We start from the raw sequence: 19,769 nt of genomic DNA, 5'->3' as shown, positions 1-19,769 counted from the left end.
GGACGCGAGGCATCCGCGTTCCATCGGCGACTGCCGCTGTTCGGGCGATTGGCAGGGCTGACGCGGGTGCCCGTGCGCTGTTCGCCTTGTCGCTTGGCCATCAGCGCAATCCAGAGTGGGATTCTGACGTCGCAGCGGACCGGTCCCGGCTCACTCGGCTCGGGACCGGCGTGCGCAACAGCGACAGCGCATTCCCATGCACAATCCCCGATCGCATCAGGTGACCGGCATGGTTCTCCACGCAGCTCGACACGGACGCGGACAACCTTCGCCCTCGGAGGGCGAGCGTTCGCCGTCCAGCAGACCCGGCAGCCATCAAGGAAGACGCTGGATCAGCGTCCGGTAGCCGTGGAAAGCGAAGGCGTTGTGAGTCTCAGTGGTGTGCGGGGCGTCGTAGTCGCCGTCGGAGAATCCCCGCAGGCTCGCTCCAGGGTTTGGGAAATGGTCGGGTAGACGCCGAACGCGTCGTGCACGCCGATGATCCTCAACGGGCGGAGCACTACCCGCCCGCCGGCGACGACGAGGAACTCGACGCCGGCGGTCTTGGCGGATGCGGCGGCCCGTACCAGGACAGTCACGCCTGCGGAGCCGAAGTGGCGCACACCGGTGAGATCCACGACCAGGTCAGGACCCGAACAGCGGATCCACTCGTCCAGATGGGACTGGAGCAGCGGGCTCGTCGCCATGTCGACATCGCCACGCGCGGTGACCACGACGGTGTGCGGGTGGGTCGAGTCCACCATGACGCTCAGCAACCCTGGGGCAGGGGTTACCAACCGCCTGGGGATGTGGTGAATGCGCATGAGGGTGCCCTTCTCAAGGACTACGGCGACCGCGGGGTCCCGACGGACGGAAATGAATGACGCCTCTGTTCGGAGGTCGGCGGTCTCGTGGGGTGACACGACTACCGCCCGCTCCGGTCACGGCTGGGGTCTTCTTCTCACAAAAGGAAACGCGGTCTGCGGAATGGCCGACAACCTTCACTCGTGACGGTCCGCATCGGGACCCGCCACGACGAGCCGGGGCCGAGATCGGGTTCAGCGGTTCGCCGTGGCGAGCACGGTGCGGGCCCGGTCGGCGTGCGAGTCGGCGACGAGGACCTCGAACCGGCTTGGCACGGTGGCGCTCAGCGAGGTGAAGTCCCGGCGTCCCCTGGTGAGACCGTAGCCCGCCGCGCCGAACACCCCACCGAACAGCAGCCCCCACCCGATACCGAACCCTATTGCCACCAGGACCGTCGAGGTGGACAGGAAACTGAACACCAGACCGACGAACACGCCGAACCAGGCGCCGCTCGCCATGCCCGCGAGGATGGCTCGTGGCCACGTCAGCCGACCGGTCACCTGCTCTACCACTCGGAGGTCGCTACCGATGATCTGCGTGGTCCGCACCTCGAACTGGTGTCCGGCCAGGTACTCGACAACGCTCTGCGCCTCCCCGTAGGTGGCGAACGAACCCAATGAGACCTGCCCGCCCACCGTCTTCATCGAACTGCCTGCCACGTGGCCGGTTGCTGCGATGTCGGTCATGTCTACCTCTCGACGTGCTGGTTCGTCGGCACTTCGGGGCCGACCGCTGCCGGTACTCGCGACGGTATTCGCGGCTGCACGGCGGTGGACGGTTTCCCTTGTCGACACCACGATCGCGCCCATCGACCGCGACGGACAGGGGCGTAGCACCCCGCGCCCACGGGACCTTGTTCTCTCCCGTGCCGGTACCCGGAGGACAAGACTCGGCACCAGCGAGACGGGAGACCCGATGTCCGGCACTGTGATGCCCTCTTCCGGCTCTCGTCATCCGACGACCACCACCGGGTCGCACCGGTGACCGACGGCCCGCACCGTCGGGCTGTCGAACTGTGGTTTCGGCGCCGAGGACTGCCTTCCGTGGTCGAAAGTCGACCTGGGCAACTGCTGGTCCGGATCACCCCCGCGTTGTCGTTCCTGGTGCTGTGGCGACTGCTCTACGATCTGCTCCGGCTGCTGGACGGAGGCTCGGATCGCGAGTTCACCCACCGGATGGACGATGGTTGGTTCGCCGCCGGTTACGGCGTGGCGTTGGCGAGTCTGGTCCTGCTTCCCGCCACCGCGGCGTGGTCGGCCGCGATCTGGGTCCGCCACAGGACCCAGGACCGCAAGGGCACTGCCACAGCCGTGATCGCCTCCGGCCTGTACGTCGCCCTGTGGCCGGTCATCGACGGCGTCGGTGTCGTCCTGGCCCTCGGCGGCCTGGTCACCGTGCTCGTGCTGGTGGTCCTTGTCTACCTCGGCGTCGACTCCGTGGTGGGGTGGGCGCTCAGGACCGCCCTACGCCAGGTGCGGGCACTGGGGACGATGACCAGCAAAGCGCTGCCGCTGCTGTTGCTGTTCACCACTTTCGGGTTCTTCACCAACGAGGTCTGGCAGGTTGCCGGATCGCTGACGCGGCAACGGCTCTGGCTGGTGATCGGCCTGTTCGTCCTGGTGGGCCTGTTCTACATGTTCTCGGTGCTGTCCGACGAACTGCGGGCGCTGGGCTCACACCAGCGGGATCCGATCGAGCCGGACTGGTGGCGCACCACACCGTTCGACGCGCCCGCCGTCGGCTCCGAGCGGATAGCGCTGCGTCGCTCGGAGAAGGCGAACATGGTCGTCGTGCTGCTGCTGGCGCAACTGGTCCAGGTGCTGGTGTTCTCGTTGCTGATGTTCGCCTTCTTCGTCGCCTTCGGCCTGATATCGCTGCGACCGGAGGTCATGGCGTCGTGGATCGGCCACACCCCAGGGGTGGGTTCGCTGTTCGGCGTCGACCTGCCCGTACCCGACGAACTGCTCCAGGTGTCGTTGTTCCTGGCAGCGTTCTCCGGCATGTACTTCGTCACCACGACCGTCATCGACGCCCGCTACCGGGACGCGTTCCTGGACCCGCTGGTCGACCACCTCGCCGTCAGCCTGGCCGCACGTGAGGTCTACCTGCGCTCGACGCGATGACGGACACCCGAGTCCGACCGCCGCTGGCGGCGGTGTTGAGCGGGGCGCGCTCGACGGCACCGGGACCATCGGGGCCGTCCGGCGTTCGCACGAGGACGTTCTGCTCTGACGACCACCTCGACCCCCCGACACTGTGAAGACATGACGAAAACACTGCACAGGCCGGACAGCGAACTGAAAAGCGCGGTCGTCGACGAGCTGATGTGGACCCCGGAGGTGAACAGCGCCCACATCGGCGTGTCGGTCAACGACGGCGCGGTCACCCTGTCGGGCGAGGTCGACAGCTTCCCCGAGAAGCGGCTCGCGGGCAAGGTGGCCGAACGCGTGCACGGCGTGACCGCCATCGCCCAGGAGATCACCGTGAACAACACCTGGAACGCGGTCACCGACACCGACATCGCCCGCGGGGCGGGCGAAGCGGTAGAGCGCGCCGTCGACGTCCCGGACACGGTCAAGGTCTCCGTGCACAACCGGGTCGTCACCCTCACCGGCACCGTGCCGTGGCACTTCCAGCACGAGGCCGCCGAGCGCACGGTGCACCACATCAAGGGCGTTAAGGAAGTCGTCAACAACGTCCTGATCCGCCCGACCGCCTCGCCGGTCGACATCAGGGCGGGCATCACGGCCGCGCTCGTGCGCAACGCCCAGCTCGACGGCAGGAAGATCGGGGTCGAGACCGACGACGCGGGCGTCGTCACCCTGGAGGGCACCATCGGATCGTGGGCCGAACGCCGCCAGGCCAAGCACTCCGCCTGGGCCGCACCGGGCGTCACCGGCGTGGTCGACCACCTGCGCATCTCCTACTAGACCTCATCGCTGGACGGGGTCGCGCGACCCCGTCCGGTGGCGACGACGCGGATGGCGGCCCTGGTCTGCGAGGGCCGGCTCTACGCCTTGGTCGTCACGCTCACCGGTGGCGGCGAGGTGTTCTACGAAGCCGCCACAGTGCTCGCCGCGTTCGTGTTGCTTCGGGCACTGGTTCGAGATGCGCGCCAAAGCGGGGCCGGCGAAGCCATCCGGGCCCTGCTCGACCTGACCCTGCCGCACCCCCTCGTCCTACGCGACGGTCTGCAGGTCGAGGTCCCCACGGCCGATGTCGTCGTGGGCGACCTGCCGCTGGTCCGGCAGGGTGGGAAGAACGCCGTGGACGGTGTCGTCGAGGACGGCGCCAGCGAGATCGACGAGTCCCTGGTCACCGGTGAAAGCCTGCCGGTGCACAAACATCCCAGCAGCACGGTCATCGGCGCCACCATCAACCGCAACAGCACCCTCCGGATGCGCGCCACCAAACTGAACGCCGACACCACCCTCGCCCGGATCGTCCGCCTCGTGCAGCAGGCCCAGAACTCCAAGGCCCCCGGTCAACGCCTGGCCGACCGGGCCGCGTTCTGGCTGGTGCTCCTCGCATTGGTGGGCGGCGGGCTGACGCTGGCGGTGTGGCTGCTTGTCGGCAGCGCGTTCAGCGTAGCCATCCTGTTCGCTACCATCGTGGTCGTCGTGACCTGCCCGGACGCTTCGCATCACGGAAGTCCGCCCTCCGGAATACGAGCGACCCGCTGGTGAGCGGCCAGAGCCCCGTCGCACCGAGGACCTTCGACCCCGTGCCCACCGATGCGTTTAGCGGCCACAGGGAAAGGCCCTTGCACGGCAGGACCTTCGCCCGTGTCCGCGCTGCGCCGGGTGCCGGAGGGTGGCGGTCATGAGCACTCTGAGCACCGGATCGGTGGTGGTCGACATGTCGGCCACCGCGGACGCCGCGTGGTGGGCCGCGGACTACGCTCGTCTGCGCGGACTGCCGCTGCGGCTCGTCCACAACTCCCCCGACCTGCTGTCCGTGGTGGACCCGATCGGGTCCGTTCACCCCGGTGTGGAGGTGCACCAGGAGTTCACGACGGGACCGGTGGTGGACGTCCTGGTCGCCGAGTCCGAGACCGCGCACCTGGTGGTGGTCGGTCATCGACCGCGGAGCGCGTTCGCCGAGCTGGTCAAGGCGCCGACGGCGCTGGCGGTGAGTGTCCGTGCGTCGTGCCCTGTCGTGGCCGTTCCCGCGGGTGTCCGCTCCTTCGACGCCGATCACCCGGTGGTGGTCGGCGTCCACGACGGCGACGACGTCCCGGGCCTGCTGGAACTGGCATTCGCAGAGGCGGAGGCGCTCGACACCGGGGTCATCGTCGTCCGGTGCGCTCCCCGGTCGGACGACATCGCGTCCGACGTCATCCGCGACGCGATCTCCGAGGTGGCGAACGGGCATCCCGGCGTGCGGGTACGCACGGAGCTGATCGACGGCCCGCCCGCCAAGGGACTGGCGTGGCACGCGCACTTCGGCTCCGCGGTGGTCGTGGGCTCGCACGGCGGCCTCCGTTCAGTCGGTCGGACCCTGTTGCGCCACAGCACGATCCCGGTGCTGCTGGTCGGGTCGCACGTACTCGTCCCGCGCCCAGCGGTGCCCATCCTCGACGGCAACTAGGAGTCCGCCATGCGCGCGGAAGACATCATGTCCAGCCCGGCCGTCACGGTCCGTCCCGACACACCCGCCAAGGCAGCCACCGCTCTGCTCGCCGCCCACGGCTTCACCGCGCTCCCCGTGGTGGACCAGGAGGACCGGCTGCTCGGCGTCGTGACCGAGGCGGATCTGATGCGGGACCGGATCCTGCCGGATCCGAGGGCCCGCATCTGGCGCGATCGGGAACCCGTTGCGCACCCGCACTCCCCCGACACGGTCGAGCGGGTGATGAGCAGCCCGGCCACCGGGATGCCCCGGCACGCCGACGCGGCCGAGCTGGCGAAGGTGATGCTGCGCGAGGACATCCGCAGCATCCCGATCCTCGACGGGGAACGGGTCGCCGGCATCGTCACCCGCCGCGACCTGTTGCGGACCATCGCCCGCGACGACCTCGCGATCGTCACCGACGTGCGACACCAGTTGGCCGCCTACGCGGGCGGGGACCGGTGGACGGTGACCGTGGCCGACGGAGCGGTGCGGATCGTTGACGAGTTCGACGACGGCACGGACCGGCATGTCGCGACTGTGCTGGCGCAGGCCGTGCCGGGCGTTCAGTCGGTCAAGGTCATCACACGGGCCGACCAGTCGGTCTGAGGCACCACCGCACCGGTCCCGGTGGGCGGAAACGTCCGCACGGGGCCGGTTTTCGCGTGCTAGCCGGCAGCGACCAGGATGTCGGCAGGACTGTCGGCGTTGCCGCGTCCGGACGCGTGCGTCATCGCGTCGTGCCCGGCGGACCCGACCAGTCCCGGTGGCACGACCAGCAGGCTGATGCGCCGCTTGTCGGCCCCGGTCACGTGGACGACGTTGCCGTCCTGGACGTGGAAGCCCTCCAGCCGGACCACCTGGCCCTCGACCTCCACGCGGCGCGGAGTGTCGTCCCACGCCCCGATCGCGTACGCGACCCGTGACACGGCTCCGAGTCGGATCTCCAGCACCTCGGCCAGTTCCGGCAGTTCCGCGGCCAGGTCGCGGGTCCGCGGCCACCAGGCCCCGTCGACGTACCCGGTCGGCGCGGCCTTGGGCTTGAGCCGCAGTCGAAGCGGGTGCTTCGCGTCGACCGGGGGAAAGGTGAAGGTGTGGTCGTGCGTCATGGCGTTTGTCCCGTCCGCGGCCGTTCGACCGCCATGGGATGCGCCGAGGACGGCATCGGCTCGGACGCGCGACGCGCGAGATGCTCTCGGTGTGCTCACCGTACGCCGAACGCGCGCTCCCGGTGGGAACGCGCGTCGAGGCGAACGGGTGGTCAGAGCAGCCAACGGTTGGCGCGGACGAGCTTGAGGTCCGCCCACCGCCTGCCAAGGCCCCAGGTGTGGCCGGCGAGCGCGACCGCGAAGACGATCAGCGCGAGCGCGTAGACGACGTGGTAGTCGATCAGCGGGTTGGTGGAGGCGCTGGGTGCGCCGGCCGAGGTGTGCTGGGCCAGCGGCCATTCGGCGATCCACATCAGGGCCATCATCACGGTTCCGGCGATGGCCGAGATCCGCAGCGCGACACCGAGCAGCACGGCGATGCCGACTCCGGCGAGGCCGAGCATGAACAGCGCGTCCACCAGCGTCGATCCGGCCATGGCGCGCAGCAGCGATTGGAACGGGCCGACGTCGACGTGTCCGAGGAATCCCTTGGCGGGTGATCCGCCGTTGATCCAGGCGCCACCGGACTGGGTGGCGTAGCCGAAGCCGAACAGCTTGTCGAGGAACGCCCACAGGAACAGGGTGCCGACGGCGATCCGCAATGCGGCCAATGCCTTGCCGGTACTGGTCGAGGCCGGGGCAGGGGCCGGGATCTCGGTGGTGGGCTTCACTTGGTGCTTGAGGGACATGGCAGGGCCTCCTTGGCTCGTCACCAGTGTTGGTCGTCCCGCGGTGTTCGTGCCGGTGCCGAACGTCCCGAGCGCACCGGGAACTTCGGCGTCCGTCCTTCGTGAATGGTCAGTTCGAGCGGACTACGGCGACGGGGCACGGCGCGTGGTGCACGAGCGCCTGGCTGGTCGACCCCAGCAGCATCCCGGTGAACCCGCCCCGCCCGTGGCTGCCCACCACCAGCAGCCGCGCGTGCCGGGCGGCACTCACCAGGGCTCGGACCGGTCGGTCGCGCACGACCACGCGCTCCACCACGACGTCCGGGTACTTCTCCTGCCACCCGGCCATGCGCTCCGCCAGCAGCCGCTGCTGCTCAGCCTCGACCTGGGACCAGTCCATCGAGAACCGGGTGGCCTGGAAGGCGCTCTCGACCAGCACATCGGTCCATGACAGCACGGCGGTCAGCGGCGCGTCGCGCGTCGAGGCGGCTTCGAAGGCGAACGCGATGGCGGTCTCGCTCGCCGGGGAGCCGTCGACGCCGACGACCACCGGTCCGCTGTCGGTCGTCCGATTGCGGACGACCACGACCGGGCAGCGCGAGTGGGCGGTGAGGGCGGCGGCCGTGGAACCGACCAGCAGGCCGGTGAAGCCGCCGAGGCCGCGGGACCCCACCACGACGGTCCTGGCGTTCGCGCTCTCCTCGAGCAGCAGCGGGATCGCCTGACCGGAGAACAGCGACGTCTCCACCGCGATGCCGGGAGCCACCGTGCGGGCAGCGGCCTCCGCCTCCTGGAGCCACAGCCTGCCCTGTGCGGCGAACGCCGCGAGGACCTCGGTCGGGTTCACCATCATGTTCGGGTACCCGATGGCAGGCAGGAAGTAGGTGTGCACGAGCCGCAGCGGCACGTGGTGGCGAGCGCACTCGTCAGCGGCCCAGGCGACGGCGTCGAGCGCGGAGGGCGAGCCGTCGACACCGACGACGACGGGGGGTGCGACCGGGTTGCGGTCCATGGCGGTCTCCTCGGGGTGGGTGGTGCCTCCCACGCTAAGGAGGCCCTCTGCTCCGGTCTGCCGTCCCAGGTCATCCGATGCCGCGCCGGATGGCGCGCGGACCAGGGTCTTTGTTCTCTGTCCCCGATCACTCCGCACGAGCACCGTGGTCGACAAGGACGTACCGTGCGACCTGGGGAGGTGTACTGATGGTGACGAAAGTGTTCCTGGTCGACGACCACGAGATCGTCCGCCGCGGTATCGCGGACCTCCTGAGCGATGAGGACGACCTGCTGGTCGTCGGCGAGGCGGGATCGGTGACCGAGGCGCTCACGAGGGTGCCCGCGACCGGGCCGGACGTGGCCGTGCTCGACATCAGGCTGCTCGACGGCAACGGCATCGAGCTGTGCCGCGAACTGCGGTCGAGGCAACCGGAACTGCACTGCCTGATGCTGACGTCGTTCGCCGACGACGAGGCCCTGTTCGACGCGATCATGGCCGGGGCGTCCAGGTTCGTGCTCAAACAGATCCTGGGTAACGACTTGGTCCACGCCGTGCGTACCGTCGCGTCGGGACAGTCCCTGCTGGATGCGCGCACCACGTCCGCGCTGCTGAACCGGATCCGCCGCGAACGCGGCCAGGGCGACCCGGTGCGCACGCTGTCCGACCAGGAGCGCGCGGTGCTGGAGCTGATCGGCGACGGCCTGACCAACCGCGAGATCGCGGAACGGATGTCGCTGGCCGAGAAGACCGTCAAGAACTACGTGTTGCACCTGCTGGCCAAGCTCGGCATGCAGTGCCGGACGCAGGCCGCGGTGCTGTCCACGCAACTGCGCCGCCCGCCCACCGAGGACCAGTAGCCCTCAGCGCAATGGCACCCGCCAGGTCAACCGGGTGCCGCCCGCGGGCTCGGACGTCACCGCGAGGGACCCACCGATCCCGGTCGCGCGCTGCTCGAGGTTGCGCAGCCCGCTGCGCGCGACCTCGCCGGGCAGGCCGACGCCGTCGTCCACCACCGAGATGACCAGTTCGTCGGTGGCCTCCACCGTCACCACCAGCTCGGACGCGCGGGCGTGCCGCAACGCGTTGCTGACCGCCTCGCCCACCACGGCCATCGCGTGTTCGCCGATCTCCTCGGACACGGAGTTGTCCACGGTGCCGGACATCCGCACCGACGGGGACAGCGGGGCGTCCTGGCTCAACGTGGCGATCAGGTCCAGCAGTCTGCGCCGCAGTCCGACGCTCCCGTCTCCGGCGTCCTGCAGGTCGAAGATGGACGTGCGGATCTCCTGCACCGTCTGGTCGAGCTGCTCGACGGCCGCGCGCACCCTGGCCCTGATCTCGCCCTCGTCTTTCCTCCGCAGGGTTCCCTGCAGGCTCAGACCGGTGCTGAACAGGCGTTGGATGACGTGGTCGTGCAGGTCCCTGGCGATCCGGTCGCGGTCGGCGAGCACGTCGAGCAGCCGTTGGGAACGCTGCTTGTCGGCCAGTTCCAGAGCAAGCGCGGCCTGGTCGGCGAAGTAGGCGAGCACCGGCACCTGGTCGGCCTGGAACAGCGCCTCGCCCTTGCGCCGCGCGGCCAGTAGCACCCCGGTCACCGCCGCACCCACCCGCATCGGCACCGCGACGCCCGGTCCGAACACGTCGGAGACGTCGCCGAGGTGGCCTTCCAGGTCGTCGATCAGCTTCGGCGTGCCACTGCGCAGGACCTCTTGCACTGCGGAGTCGCCCACCGCGAGGTCGGCGCCGACGAGGTGCTCGACCGGCATGCCCGCCGCCGCCGTGACGTGGGGCGCGTGCTCGTCATCGCCCAGCACGATCAGCGCGCAGTCCGCACCGAGCAGTTCCAGGGTGCGCTGCGTGATGAGCTGGAGCGCGACCTCGCCGGAGGCGCCCCCGAGCAGCTCGGAGTTGATCTCCGCGGTGGCTTCCATCCACCGTTCGCGCATCCGGGACCGCTCGAACAGCCTGGCGTTCTCGATCGCCACGCCTGCGGCTGCGGCCAAGGCTTGGAGGACGACCTGGTCGTCGAGGGTGAATTCGGCGGCGTCCTTCTTCTCGGTCATGTAGAGGTTGCCGAACACTTCGTCGCGCACCCGGACGGGCACGCCGAGGAAGCTGTGCATCGGCGGGTGGTTGGCGGGGAAGCCGACCGAGGCGGAGTGCTGGGACAGGTCGAAGAGCCGGATGGCTCTGGGGTCCTCGATCAACAGCCCGAGCAGGCCTTTGCCCTCGGGCAGGTGGCCCATGTGCTCGCGGGTGTCGCCGTCGATGCCGACGTAGACGAACTCCGAGAGGTCGTCCCTGGTGCCGAGCACGCCCAGCGCACCGTACCGGGCGCCGACGAGGTCGACGGCGGCTTGGACGATCCGCTGGAGGGTGGAGTCGAGTTCGAGACCTGCGCCGACGGCGAGGACGGCGTCCAGCAGGCCTTGCACGTGGTCTCTGGTCCGGCCTATCTCGACGAGCCGTTCCTGGACCTCGTCGAGGAGTTCGGTGAGGCGCAGTCCGGCCAGGCCGCCCCTGACTGCTTCGCGGACGATCGGATCGGGCTTCTGCGGTGACATCGGCGCTCCCGCCCTAGGGGTCCACCCTCGCACGCCGGGCGCGGACCACGCGACTCTGATGGGCGGGAGCTGCGGCTGTCCTGTGGCGCCGCGCTGCTCAACCTCCAGCTGGCTCTGCGCGACAATGGGATCCGGCCGCTGGTCAGCCTGCTGCCCGGAGCGGACGCGCCAGAGGCTCTCGCGGTGATCCGGCTGGGCTCCACGCAGCCGCCCGACGCCGACGACCTCGCACTGCTGACGGCCGTGCCACTCCGGCGGACGAACCGGCGGCCGTTCGTCGACGCGCCGGTACCGGTCGCCCACCGCGCGTTGCTCGTGCGGGCGGCGGACGTGGAGCGCTCGTGGCTGCACGTGGTCAACGACCGCGCGGAGCGGGCGAAGCTGCAACAGCTCGTGCGCCGAGCCCAGCACGACCAAGCCGCCGATCCGGCCACGCTGGCCGAACTGCGCGTGGACCGGCAGCGCCCCGACGACGCGGGCGTCGCGATCGGGTCGGCCGGACCGCGTCCGGAGTCCCAGGACGAGTAGGTGCTGGGCGACTTCGCGCCCGAAGCGACGCACGAACGCCTGCCGGGCAAGGACTACGAGTCCGACCCGCTGGCGGTCGTGCTCTGCTCATTCTACGACGGCCCGCTGGTCGGACTAGGCAATGCAACGCGTGCTGCTGACCGCGACCACTCTGGGGCTGTCCGCGTCGTTCCTGTCCCAGCAGATCGAGGTGCCGCACGTGCGCGAGGAGCTGCGGCGGGCGCTCGGCGGCACCCTGGCACCGCAAACCCTGCTGCGCCTGGGTTTCGACTCCCCCGTTCCCGCGACGCCCCGCCGAGCGGCGTCCACACCTCGTAGGCGATCCACAGGTCCTCCCACGCGGTCGACCATGACGGTCCGCACGGCCGCGCCGACCGCGATGAGGCTGGCCATCGCCGTGCGCTGCGCGTTGCGCCGGGGATCGATGGCGATGCCGGGGAACCCAGAGCGTTCCGCCGCCCACCGCCGCACCAGGGCGGAGTGGTCGCCGACGCCACCAGTGAACGCGAGCACGGCGACTCCCTCGGCCGCGACGGCTATCGCGCCGATTCCGCCCGCTATCCGATATGCGGAGACCGCGATGTCCGGTTGCGCGTCCGGATTACTTTGTACCGCTTTGATTCGACCTCCCGTATGTCACCGGTGCCTGCCAGCGCCACCAGTCCAGGGGTGTCCACTCGCGCGATCCCGGCGGCGCGTCAAACGCAGTAGGCATGTGCAAGGTCGTGGAACCCGTAGCACCGGATGGCGTACGTGTCCCGCCACTCGTGATCACATCGGGGTTTCCCATCGGGTCGGAGCCCTCCCGGCCGCAAGGGCGCGGCAATGCGAGTAGCCGTCGTCCACGGGTGACCTTGCGTGCTGTCATCGATCAGGTCGGGTGGCATGACGTCGACATCACATCGATACATCATGTTATGACTTGAAGATTTCTTCAAGTCATAACATGATGAAATCTTCATACTCGAGCCGCACAGGGGGCATCGCGATGAACGAGTTCGCTAGCACCATGCACAGCCGGGTCGACTCCGCGCGGCAGACCGTGCGCTCAGCGCTGGCGAACCACGACCACGAACTCGCCGAACTGCACGAAGCGGATCTACGGAGCCTGGAACGCCTCGTCCGTGCCCCTGGGATCGACGTCGGCGATAAGCCGACGATCGCAGTGCCCCAGCTCGCCGCACACTGCCCCTCATGAGCGCGCGAGGCGGTGTGCGGTCCCTGCTGCCCGGCAAGCCGGAGCTGATGTCGCTGGCCCGGTCACCGCGCCACGACCTCGTGGCCGGTGTGACGGTCGCGATCGTCGCGCTGCCGCTGGCGCTGGGGTTCGGCATCGCCTCCGGCCTCGGCGCGGCGGCCGGCCTGGTGACGGCCGTCGTGGCCGGCGCGGTGGCGGCAGTCTTCGGCGGCTCCAGCCTCCAGGTGTCCGGGCCGACCGGGGCGATGACCGTCGTGCTGGCCCCGATCGTCGCCGTCCACGGCCCCGCAGGAGTGCTGACGGTCGGTCTGATGGCAGGCGTCCTGCTGATCGGACTGGCCGTGGCGCGCGCCGGCCGGTACATGCGCTACGTGCCCGTGCCCGTCGTGGAGGGGTTCACCCTCGGCATCGCCGGGGTGATCGCGTTGCAGCAGGTTCCCGCCGCGCTGGGTGTGCCCACGCCGCATGGGGAGCAGATCGTGCTCGTCGCGGCCAGGGCGGTGGCCGACTTCGGCGCGCACCCGAGCTGGCAGGCTGTTGTCCTCTCAGTCGGTGTGGCGCTGGTGATGCTGCTCGGTGGCCGGTGGCGGCCGAAGGTGCCGTTCTCGTTGATCGCGGTGGTGGTGGCGACGCTCGTCGTCTGGGCGACGAACCTGCCGGTGGCGCGCATCGGGGCCCTGCCCTCGACCCTGCCCGTGCCCTCGCTCGGCTTCCTCGACCCAAGCACGCTGACCGCGCTGGTGCCGTCAGCGGTGGCGGTGGCGGCGCTGGCCGCCCTGGAAAGCCTGCTGTCCGCGACGGTGGCGGACGCGATGAGCGTCGACGAGCACCACGACCCGGACAAGGAGCTGTTCGGCCAGGGCTTGGCGAACCTCGTCACCCCGCTGTTCGGCGGGGTGCCCGCCACGGCGGCGATCGCCCGCACGGCGGTCAACGTCCGGGCGGGTGCGCGCTCGCGGTTGGCCGCGCTCAGCCACGCCCTCGTGCTGGCGGTCATCGTGTTCACCGCCGCGCCGCTCGTGGGCGCGATCCCGATCGCGGCGCTGGCCGGGGTCCTGCTGGCCACCGCGATCCGCATGGTCGAGGTCGGCGCGGTGCTCGCGCTGCTCCGTTCCACCCGGTCCGACGCGCTCGTCCTGGTGCTCACCGCCGTCACCACGCTCGCGCTGGACCTGGTCACCGCCGTCATCGTCGGCTTGGTCGTCGCGGGCGGTCTGGCGCTGCGCACGATCGCCGGGACCGCGCGGCTGGAGCAGATCGTCCTCGACCACAGCCGGCACGCCGGGGAGGAGCAGGCGCTGCTGGCCGAGCACATCGTCGCCTACCGCCTCGACGGGCCGTTGTTCTTCGCCGCCGCGCACCGGTTCCTCCTGGAACTCACCGAGGTCGCCGACGTCAAGGTCGTCATCCTGCGGATGTCCCGCGTCTCCACCATCGACGCCACCGGCGCGCTGGTCCTGCGCGACGTCATCGGACGACTGGAGCACCGCGGCATCGCCGTGCTCGTGTCCGGCGTCAAACCGGGCCACGAACGTGTGCTCGACGCACTCGGCCCGGCCACCCGTCTGCGCGACCTCGGCCGGGTGTTCGCCTCCACACCCGAGGCGATCGAGCACGCCCGCGCCCTGCTGCACCAGTAGGACGGAGTGCGACGATTGTTAGAGTCCGATCACCAGGCGCAAAGGCAGGAGGTGGCACGTGACGACGACGGCCGCTCCCGCCCTCCGCGGCACCGAAGGAAACCGATGAGCAGGCCCCTTTACCAGCTGAAGGCCGAGTTCTTCAAAACCCTCGGCCACCCGGCGCGCATCAGGGTGCTGGAACTGCTCAGCACGCGCGAGTACGCCGTCGCCGAACTGCTGACCGAGCTGGACATCGAACCGTCGAACCTGTCCCAGCAGTTGGCGGTGCTCCGGCGCGCGGGGCTGGTCGTCACCCGCAAGGAAGGTTCGACCGTCCACTACTCGCTGACCAATCCCCAGGTCGCCGAGCTGCTCGCGGTGGCACGGACGATCCTCACCAGCGTCCTCTCAGGACAGATCGAGCTGCTGGAGGATCTTCACGATCCCGATTCACCCGCGCTCGCGAGGGGACCCGTCGCAGGCTAGCGGTGAGATCGAGGGCGTGGCCCTGACAGTCGGTGCGCCCACGGACGGCCGCCGCTGGCGACCGTCCCGGCTCCTGTCAGGACGGGATAGATCTCCCGAGCGGCTTCCCTGGGTCAGGGTGGTGGTTGCGCCGACCAGGGTTCCGTCCTTTCGGCGCCCTAGGTGTCGACCACAGCGGCGTTCACGTTCGAACCGAAACCGCCAGGGCTCCTTCGCCATGGTGTAAGGGAGACCGCTTCCCATGGCTCACGACCCGACGGGGCAGGGCGTTCCCAGCGACTGCACGGGGGACTTCGGCCTCAACGGTCGGGCCCTTGGACTCTCCGCAGCGACACGTGGCGGCGCAACGGTAGGTGGTGTCCGACACCGATCATTGCACCCGAACAGGAAGTGACCCCGCCATGCGGCACCAGGGACCCGATGACGACACCGTCCGCTCCGTGATCGCGTTGGCGGGTCGTGCACCTTCGATCCACAACTCGCAGCCGTGGCGCTGGGTCGCCGGTGACAACTCGCTGCACCTGTTCGCCGACCGGAGCCGCCACCTGCCCGCCACCGACCCGGACGGCCGCGACCTCCTCATGAGCTGCGGCGCGGCTCTGCACCACCTGAGGGTCGGGTTCGCCGCCGCCGGGTGGGACACGATCGTGCACCGCCTCCCCAACCCTGCCCTGCCGGACCACCTCGCGGCCGTGGAGTTCACGTCGGGGAACCCCACCGCCGAGGACATCGCACTCTCGACGGCCATCGCCCACCGCCGCACGGATCGCAGGCGGTTCACCTCGTGGCCGGTGCCCGAGGGCCTGCTCGACATGGTCGCCGAGCGAGCGGTCGGGCAGGGCGCGCTCGCCGCCGCCGCCACGAATCCGGACGACCGGTTCCGGCTGACGTCGGCGATCGCCGACGCCGCACGGCAGCAGGACGCCAACCCCGAGTACCGGAGTGAACTCGCCGCGTGGGCGGGCCGGGGCTCCGCCGCCGAGGACGGGGTCCCCGCCACGAGCACCCCGCGAACGACCGTGCCGCACGGGGACACCACGATGCGCGCGTTCCCCGACGGCGTGCTCACCCAGGTCCGAGAGGGATGGGAGGACGACGCCGGCGAACTGATCGTGCTGGCGACGACGGCGGACGACCGCGTGTCACGACTGCAAGCAGGGGAAGCGATGAGCGCGGTGCTGTTGGCCGCCACGGACCTCGGTCTCGCGACCTGCCCGCTCAGCCAGCCCCTGGAGGTCAGGGGCATCAGGGAGCTCCTGGGCGCCACGGTGCTCGGCGGTGTCGCGTTCCCCCAGATGGTGCTCAGGATCGGCTGGGCTCCCACGGACCAAGGGCAGGTGCCGGCGACTTCACGCCGAGCCGTCGACGACGTTCTGGCCAGCCCTGCCGACAGCGGCGATGGTCAGGGGAGCCCGTGGACCGGCTGAGCCCGCTGGACGCGGCTTTCCTCGATGTCGAGGACGGCGATCCGCACGCGTCCCTGGCCATGGCGTCCATCGCGGTGGTGGAGGGCCCGCCGCCCGACCACGCCCATTTCACCGCGGTGATCGCCGCGCGCCTACGGCCCGTACGGCGAACAAGGCAGAAGGTCCGCCGGTTGCCTTGGGACCTGGGCCTGCCGCTGTGGGTCAACGATCCGGACTTCGACCTCGGTTATCACCTTCGCCGTACCGCCTTGCCCGCGCCGGGTGGTGAGGTCGAGTTGACCGACCTGATCGGCCGGATCATGGATGAGCGCCTCGACCGCGACCGGCCACTCTGGGAGTGCTGGGTGGTGGAAGGTCTCGCCGACGGCCGCTGGGCCATGCTCTTCAAGGTCCACCACTGCCTGGTCGACGGCGTCGGTGGAACCGCTCTCTACAGCGCGGTCTTCACCGACGAGCCAGTATCCGCACAGGACGTTCCGCCACAGGAGCAATCGCCCAGCATGCTGCGGCTCCTCCTCGGCGCGGTCGGCGATCTGGCCACCAGCCCGCTCCGACAGGCGCAACTCGTGCTGCGTTTTTCTTTCCTGGTGGCGGGCCACGCCACCGGTGCCGTCAAGGGGCTGGCCGCGCTGGCCGGTGTGATCACGCCCGCGGGCCCGTCGTCCCTGTCGGGCCCGCTCGGCAAACCACGCCGCTACCGCGTCGCCAGGGCGTCGCTGACCGACATCGCGCGAGTCGGGAAGTCGTTCGGCGTCACCGTGAACGACGTCGTCCTCGCCGCCATCACCATCGGTTTCCGCGCTCTTCTCCTCGACCGCGGTGAACTTCCCGCCGCGGACACCGTCCGGACGATGGTGCCGGTCTCCGTCCGCGCGCACGAACGGTCGACCAGCGTGGACAACCGGCTGTCGGTGCTGATGCCGTTCCTACCGGTCGACCTCGTCGACCCGCTGGAGGTGCTGACCGCCGTGCACGAACGAATGGCGGCGCTGAAGGAGAGCGGGGCGAGCGAAGCCGGGCAAGCGGTGGTGGCGTTGGCGGAACAGGAACCCTTCGCCCCGCTGTCCTGGGGAATCAGGTTCGCCGCCGGGCTGCCGCAACGCACGGTCGTCACCGTCACCACGAACGTTCCGGGCCCGCGCGACGTCGTCCACCTGTTCGGCAAGCGGGTCGTAGAGATCCTTCCGTTCGTACCAATCGCCGCCCGGCTGCGGACCGGCGTCGCCGCGATGACCTACCGCGACCGGTTGGCGATCGGCATCACCGCCGACTACGACAGCACCCCCGACATCGACCTGCTGGCGAAGACCATCGAGCAAGCCTTGGCGGGCCTCGTGGCCCTTCAGCGTTTCGAAGAATCCGACGGAAGATAGTCATGACGAGCACGACAGCTCCGCGCGCGTACCTGGTGGGATCGGGCATCGCGTCGCTTTCGGCCGCGGTGTTGCTCATCCGCGACGGGCACTTCGCCGGGGAGGACATCCACATCCTCGAGGAACTGCCGATGCCCGGAGGTTCACTGGACGGCTGCGGTGACCCCGACACAGGATACGTCACCCGAGGTGGGCGGATGCTCGAGGACGAGGCCTACCTCTGCTTGTGGAAACTGCTGGAGGACATCCCCACGCTCGACGACCCGGAGATGTCGGTCCGGAAGGAGGTCCTGCGGTTCAACGCCGCATTCCCGACTAACACCAAAGCCCGGGTCATCGGCGCGAACCACACCATTCTCGACTCTTCCGACCTGGGCTTCGACCTCCGGGACCGGTTGGAGGTAGCCAGGTTGTTGGCGATGCCAGAGCACGTGATCGGCGCTCGGCGGATCGAGGACCTGTTCTCGGCCCACTTCTTCGGCACGAACTTCTGGTTCCTCTGGCGCACCACGTTCGCGTTCCAGAACTGGCACAGTGCTATCGAGCTCAAGCGCTACTTCCTCCAATTCCTCCAGGAGTTCCCCCGGATCCACACCCTGTCCGGGGTGCGCCGGACCCGGCTGAACCAGTACGACTCCATCGTGCGGCCGATCCTGGCGTAGTTGACCGCACGGGGTGTCGTCGTCGACCACGGCGTGCGCGTCACCGATCTCGATTTCGCCGCCACCGCGGAAGGCGGGCGGTGAGTCGTAAGGATCCGCTTCCTCCGCGGAGGAAGCGCTGACAGCTTAGCTTTTTGTTTAACCATTGATGTCCGTTTTTGGGGTCTTGCCGGGGGCATGGAGTGGGGCTCGGCGGGCGTTTCGTGATCCTGCTGGACGCCCAGGACCGGGTCGGGAGAATTTCGGCGCGCCGGCGGGCAAGGCTGCCGCCGGTCGAACTCGACGAAATCCCCGTCGGACCCTGGCCGGGGACAACCTGTCAGGTGTGACCGCCTTCCGCTCCCAGGGACGCCGTAGGTCCTCCACGAGAGGACGAGCCAGCCGAAGTTGGGTGTAGGCAACGATCACCAGCCAGGTCCATCGATCCGCCGCCTCGGGAGTCCGGATACGGGGCGTGGTCCAGCCCAGGGTTTGCTTGAAGAACCGAAAAGTGTGCTCCAGATCGAACCGACGCAGGAACGCCTGCCACAGGCGGTCCACCTGTGCGGCGGTGGTCGCGGTGGCGGAATGCCACAGCCACAACGGTTTCGGTGTTCCCGTTCCGGGCAGCCGCTCGACTTGGAGTCGGATCACGGTGCCCTCGATGATCGGGAGCGGGCCATGGTGGCCTGTCCAGGCGCCGGTGCGGGTCAGCGTGGGATGCAACCGATCCCACGAGCGGGCGTGCGCGGCTCCGTAGCGGGCGGTGTCGGTCGTCGTGGTGTGCGTGGGGGTCGACCAGGTCGCCGGATCGGCGAACGCGAACCGGGTTCCGTGCCGGGCACTGCGGCCACGGGTGCCGGGTCGCCGTGGTGGTACGGGGAAAGCCAGCACCCGATCCGAGCGCATCCGTACCAGCACGTGGACCGGGAGATCGGCCAGCAGGAACGCCAGGCGGGGGCCGTCGTAGCCGCTGTCGCCGATGATCCAGATCTCGGGATCGCCCTCGCGCCAGTGTCCGGCGGTGATCAGCGCGTCCACCACGGTGCGCAGTTGGGTGGCGGCCAGGTCCGTGTGGTCATCGCTCGGGCGTACCCGGAGGACGTCGAGCATCGCCGTCCAGGAGGTGCGGCCGGGTTCCAGGGCGGCCACGAAGGAGTAGGGCCAGCCGGGGATCATCTGGGCTTGGCCTTTGCCGCGTGCGTAGGTGTGGCAGAACAGCCTGTCGGGGCTGGTGTTCGCATCGGGACGTAGCCAGTGGCTGACGTCGATCCCCAGCATGATCCGACCATCGTGACCACGCGGAATCTGTTGGCGGGCTATGACATTACGGAATCGACCGATGTCGATCCGGCCCTGGTTCAGACCGTCGTACAGGCTGCCGTGGCCACGACGGTGCTCGGTGGCCAGCGACAGTTCGACCAGCGATGTGACCGGCCCGTCAGCGCACAGTGCACTGTCGGTCAGTTCGAACAACGCGTCCGCTCGCGCGGTCAGGCACTGGTGGAAGGCGTGGCGGAACTGGGAGAGGTCCCTCAGCGCGGCGGCCGTGCCGGGGTGGTGCATACTGATCATCGAAGCCCTTGGTTGTGATCTTCCTTCTGTCGCAAGAAGAATGATCAACCAAGGGCTTCATCCATGATCAACCGGGTGTCCCATCGGGCTC

Annotated in this window: 21 protein-coding genes; 13 read left to right on the top strand and 8 right to left on the bottom strand. The window is 69.5% G+C overall.

Translation table 11 applies throughout. The annotated features are described in order from the left end of the window. Window positions 1-332: 332 nt before the first annotated feature. A complete protein-coding gene (locus tag RM788_RS42800; RefSeq protein WP_315926087.1) occupies window positions 333-743 on the bottom strand; it encodes an STAS domain-containing protein in 411 nt (136 codons plus the stop codon). A 294-nt stretch (window positions 744-1,037) separates the two neighbouring features. Continuing rightward, window positions 1,038-1,529 (bottom strand): YflT domain-containing protein, encoded by a 492-nt coding sequence (locus RM788_RS42795; protein ID WP_315926085.1) that lies wholly within the window; start codon window positions 1,527-1,529, stop codon window positions 1,038-1,040. A gap of 357 nt (window positions 1,530-1,886) precedes the next feature. Between RM788_RS42795 and RM788_RS42790 the strand changes: the two genes are divergently transcribed. From RM788_RS42790 to RM788_RS42770, 5 genes are all read left to right on the top strand, one after another. Further along, window positions 1,887-2,966: a hypothetical protein gene (locus RM788_RS42790; RefSeq protein ID WP_315926083.1), complete on the top strand. Its 1,080-nt coding sequence runs from the start codon at window positions 1,887-1,889 to the stop codon at window positions 2,964-2,966. A 141-nt stretch (window positions 2,967-3,107) separates the two neighbouring features. After that, complete coding sequence (locus RM788_RS42785; RefSeq protein ID WP_315926080.1) at window positions 3,108-3,773, top strand: BON domain-containing protein; 666 nt, start codon at window positions 3,108-3,110, stop codon at window positions 3,771-3,773. 51 nt (window positions 3,774-3,824) lie between these two features. Continuing rightward, on the top strand, window positions 3,825-4,529 hold the full coding sequence (locus RM788_RS42780; RefSeq protein WP_315926078.1) for an HAD-IC family P-type ATPase: 705 nt from the start codon (window positions 3,825-3,827) through the stop codon (window positions 4,527-4,529). 136 nt (window positions 4,530-4,665) lie between these two features. Continuing rightward, window positions 4,666-5,433 carry a universal stress protein gene (locus RM788_RS42775; protein ID WP_315926076.1) on the top strand — a complete coding sequence of 256 codons (768 nt, stop codon included), beginning with the start codon at window positions 4,666-4,668 and terminating at the stop codon, window positions 5,431-5,433. Between the two features lie 9 nt (window positions 5,434-5,442). Then, a complete protein-coding gene (locus tag RM788_RS42770; RefSeq protein ID WP_315926074.1) occupies window positions 5,443-6,063 on the top strand; it encodes a CBS domain-containing protein in 621 nt (206 codons plus the stop codon). A gap of 59 nt (window positions 6,064-6,122) precedes the next feature. Here the strand turns inward: RM788_RS42770 and RM788_RS42765 are convergent, their stop codons facing one another. The 3 genes from RM788_RS42765 to RM788_RS42755 all read right to left on the bottom strand — a co-directional run bounded on the left by RM788_RS42765 (window position 6,123) and on the right by RM788_RS42755 (window position 8,282). Beyond that, complete coding sequence (locus tag RM788_RS42765) at window positions 6,123-6,563, bottom strand: DUF5994 family protein (RefSeq protein ID WP_315926072.1); 441 nt, start codon at window positions 6,561-6,563, stop codon at window positions 6,123-6,125. A 152-nt stretch (window positions 6,564-6,715) separates the two neighbouring features. Beyond that, on the bottom strand, window positions 6,716-7,291 hold the full coding sequence (locus tag RM788_RS42760) for a DoxX family membrane protein (RefSeq protein ID WP_315926070.1): 576 nt from the start codon (window positions 7,289-7,291) through the stop codon (window positions 6,716-6,718). 109 nt (window positions 7,292-7,400) lie between these two features. Further along, window positions 7,401-8,282: a universal stress protein gene (locus RM788_RS42755; RefSeq protein ID WP_315926068.1), complete on the bottom strand. Its 882-nt coding sequence runs from the start codon at window positions 8,280-8,282 to the stop codon at window positions 7,401-7,403. A gap of 188 nt (window positions 8,283-8,470) precedes the next feature. Here RM788_RS42755 and RM788_RS42750 point away from each other — a divergent pair, with 188 nt between their 5' ends. Then, window positions 8,471-9,121, top strand: coding sequence for a response regulator transcription factor (locus RM788_RS42750; protein ID WP_315926066.1), 651 nt, complete (start codon window positions 8,471-8,473; stop codon window positions 9,119-9,121). A 3-nt stretch (window positions 9,122-9,124) separates the two neighbouring features. Here RM788_RS42750 and RM788_RS42745 read toward each other — a convergent pair whose 3' ends face one another. Continuing rightward, window positions 9,125-10,828 (bottom strand): GAF domain-containing sensor histidine kinase, encoded by a 1,704-nt coding sequence (locus tag RM788_RS42745; RefSeq protein WP_315926064.1) that lies wholly within the window; start codon window positions 10,826-10,828, stop codon window positions 9,125-9,127. A gap of 183 nt (window positions 10,829-11,011) precedes the next feature. On the opposite strand from RM788_RS42745, the gene RM788_RS42740 reads away from it, so the two are divergent. Beyond that, complete coding sequence (locus RM788_RS42740; protein ID WP_315926063.1) at window positions 11,012-11,356, top strand: hypothetical protein; 345 nt, start codon at window positions 11,012-11,014, stop codon at window positions 11,354-11,356. Between the two features lie 114 nt (window positions 11,357-11,470). Here RM788_RS42740 and RM788_RS42735 read toward each other — a convergent pair whose 3' ends face one another. After that, window positions 11,471-11,977, bottom strand: coding sequence for a hypothetical protein (locus RM788_RS42735; RefSeq protein WP_315934894.1), 507 nt, complete (start codon window positions 11,975-11,977; stop codon window positions 11,471-11,473). Between the two features lie 367 nt (window positions 11,978-12,344). Between RM788_RS42735 and RM788_RS42730 the strand changes: the two genes are divergently transcribed. The 6 genes from RM788_RS42730 (at window position 12,345) to RM788_RS42705 (ending at window position 18,124) form a co-directional block, all read left to right on the top strand. Continuing rightward, window positions 12,345-12,554 carry a hypothetical protein gene (locus tag RM788_RS42730; protein WP_315926061.1) on the top strand — a complete coding sequence of 70 codons (210 nt, stop codon included), beginning with the start codon at window positions 12,345-12,347 and terminating at the stop codon, window positions 12,552-12,554. Next, the gene (locus RM788_RS42725; protein ID WP_315926058.1) at window positions 12,551-14,194 is read left to right on the top strand and encodes a SulP family inorganic anion transporter; all 1,644 of its coding nucleotides are present in this window, start codon (window positions 12,551-12,553) and stop codon (window positions 14,192-14,194) included. The genes RM788_RS42730 and RM788_RS42725 overlap by 4 nt, the downstream gene beginning before the upstream one ends. Before the next feature lie 105 nt (window positions 14,195-14,299). Then, a complete protein-coding gene (locus tag RM788_RS42720; RefSeq protein WP_315926056.1) occupies window positions 14,300-14,662 on the top strand; it encodes an ArsR/SmtB family transcription factor in 363 nt (120 codons plus the stop codon). A gap of 440 nt (window positions 14,663-15,102) precedes the next feature. Further along, window positions 15,103-16,089: an Acg family FMN-binding oxidoreductase gene (locus RM788_RS42715; RefSeq protein WP_315926054.1), complete on the top strand. Its 987-nt coding sequence runs from the start codon at window positions 15,103-15,105 to the stop codon at window positions 16,087-16,089. After that, window positions 16,077-17,462 carry a wax ester/triacylglycerol synthase family O-acyltransferase gene (locus RM788_RS42710; RefSeq protein WP_315926051.1) on the top strand — a complete coding sequence of 462 codons (1,386 nt, stop codon included), beginning with the start codon at window positions 16,077-16,079 and terminating at the stop codon, window positions 17,460-17,462. Before RM788_RS42715 ends, RM788_RS42710 begins: the two co-directional genes overlap by 13 nt. A gap of 2 nt (window positions 17,463-17,464) precedes the next feature. After that, window positions 17,465-18,124 carry an oleate hydratase gene (locus RM788_RS42705; RefSeq protein WP_315926049.1) on the top strand — a complete coding sequence of 220 codons (660 nt, stop codon included), beginning with the start codon at window positions 17,465-17,467 and terminating at the stop codon, window positions 18,122-18,124. A 138-nt stretch (window positions 18,125-18,262) separates the two neighbouring features. On the opposite strand, the gene RM788_RS42700 is transcribed toward RM788_RS42705, so the two are convergent. Beyond that, the gene (locus RM788_RS42700; RefSeq protein ID WP_315925923.1) at window positions 18,263-19,678 is read right to left on the bottom strand and encodes an NF041680 family putative transposase; all 1,416 of its coding nucleotides are present in this window, start codon (window positions 19,676-19,678) and stop codon (window positions 18,263-18,265) included. Between the last annotated feature and the right edge of the window lie 91 nt (window positions 19,679-19,769).

Origin of the sequence: Umezawaea sp. Da 62-37 (assembly GCF_032460545.1) — a bacterium.
In the GTDB taxonomy this organism is placed as follows: domain Bacteria; phylum Actinomycetota; class Actinomycetes; order Mycobacteriales; family Pseudonocardiaceae; genus Umezawaea.
The sequence above is the reverse complement of the archived record's forward strand: the minus strand, read 5'-3'. Positions and strand labels throughout refer to the sequence as shown.

What these genes read in the sequence shown, in the direction of transcription:
- RM788_RS42755 (WP_315926068.1), bottom strand. Translation starts at nt 8,282, where the DNA reads ATGGACCGCAACCCGGTCGCACCCCCCGTCGTCGTCGGTGTCGACGGC.
- RM788_RS42770 (WP_315926074.1), top strand. Translation starts at nt 5,443, where the DNA reads ATGCGCGCGGAAGACATCATGTCCAGCCCGGCCGTCACGGTCCGTCCC.
- RM788_RS42765 (WP_315926072.1), bottom strand. Translation starts at nt 6,563, where the DNA reads ATGACGCACGACCACACCTTCACCTTTCCCCCGGTCGACGCGAAGCAC.
- RM788_RS42720 (WP_315926056.1), top strand. Translation starts at nt 14,300, where the DNA reads ATGAGCAGGCCCCTTTACCAGCTGAAGGCCGAGTTCTTCAAAACCCTC.
- RM788_RS42730 (WP_315926061.1), top strand. Translation starts at nt 12,345, where the DNA reads ATGAACGAGTTCGCTAGCACCATGCACAGCCGGGTCGACTCCGCGCGG.
- RM788_RS42780 (WP_315926078.1), top strand. Translation starts at nt 3,825, where the DNA reads ATGGCGGCCCTGGTCTGCGAGGGCCGGCTCTACGCCTTGGTCGTCACG.
- RM788_RS42750 (WP_315926066.1), top strand. Translation starts at nt 8,471, where the DNA reads ATGGTGACGAAAGTGTTCCTGGTCGACGACCACGAGATCGTCCGCCGC.
- RM788_RS42795 (WP_315926085.1), bottom strand. Translation starts at nt 1,529, where the DNA reads ATGACCGACATCGCAGCAACCGGCCACGTGGCAGGCAGTTCGATGAAG.
- RM788_RS42760 (WP_315926070.1), bottom strand. Translation starts at nt 7,291, where the DNA reads ATGTCCCTCAAGCACCAAGTGAAGCCCACCACCGAGATCCCGGCCCCT.
- RM788_RS42705 (WP_315926049.1), top strand. Translation starts at nt 17,465, where the DNA reads ATGACGAGCACGACAGCTCCGCGCGCGTACCTGGTGGGATCGGGCATC.
- RM788_RS42745 (WP_315926064.1), bottom strand. Translation starts at nt 10,828, where the DNA reads ATGTCACCGCAGAAGCCCGATCCGATCGTCCGCGAAGCAGTCAGGGGC.
- RM788_RS42785 (WP_315926080.1), top strand. Translation starts at nt 3,108, where the DNA reads ATGACGAAAACACTGCACAGGCCGGACAGCGAACTGAAAAGCGCGGTC.
- RM788_RS42775 (WP_315926076.1), top strand. Translation starts at nt 4,666, where the DNA reads ATGAGCACTCTGAGCACCGGATCGGTGGTGGTCGACATGTCGGCCACC.
- RM788_RS42800 (WP_315926087.1), bottom strand. Translation starts at nt 743, where the DNA reads ATGGTGGACTCGACCCACCCGCACACCGTCGTGGTCACCGCGCGTGGC.
- RM788_RS42725 (WP_315926058.1), top strand. Translation starts at nt 12,551, where the DNA reads ATGAGCGCGCGAGGCGGTGTGCGGTCCCTGCTGCCCGGCAAGCCGGAG.
- RM788_RS42700 (WP_315925923.1), bottom strand. Translation starts at nt 19,678, where the DNA reads ATGATCAGTATGCACCACCCCGGCACGGCCGCCGCGCTGAGGGACCTC.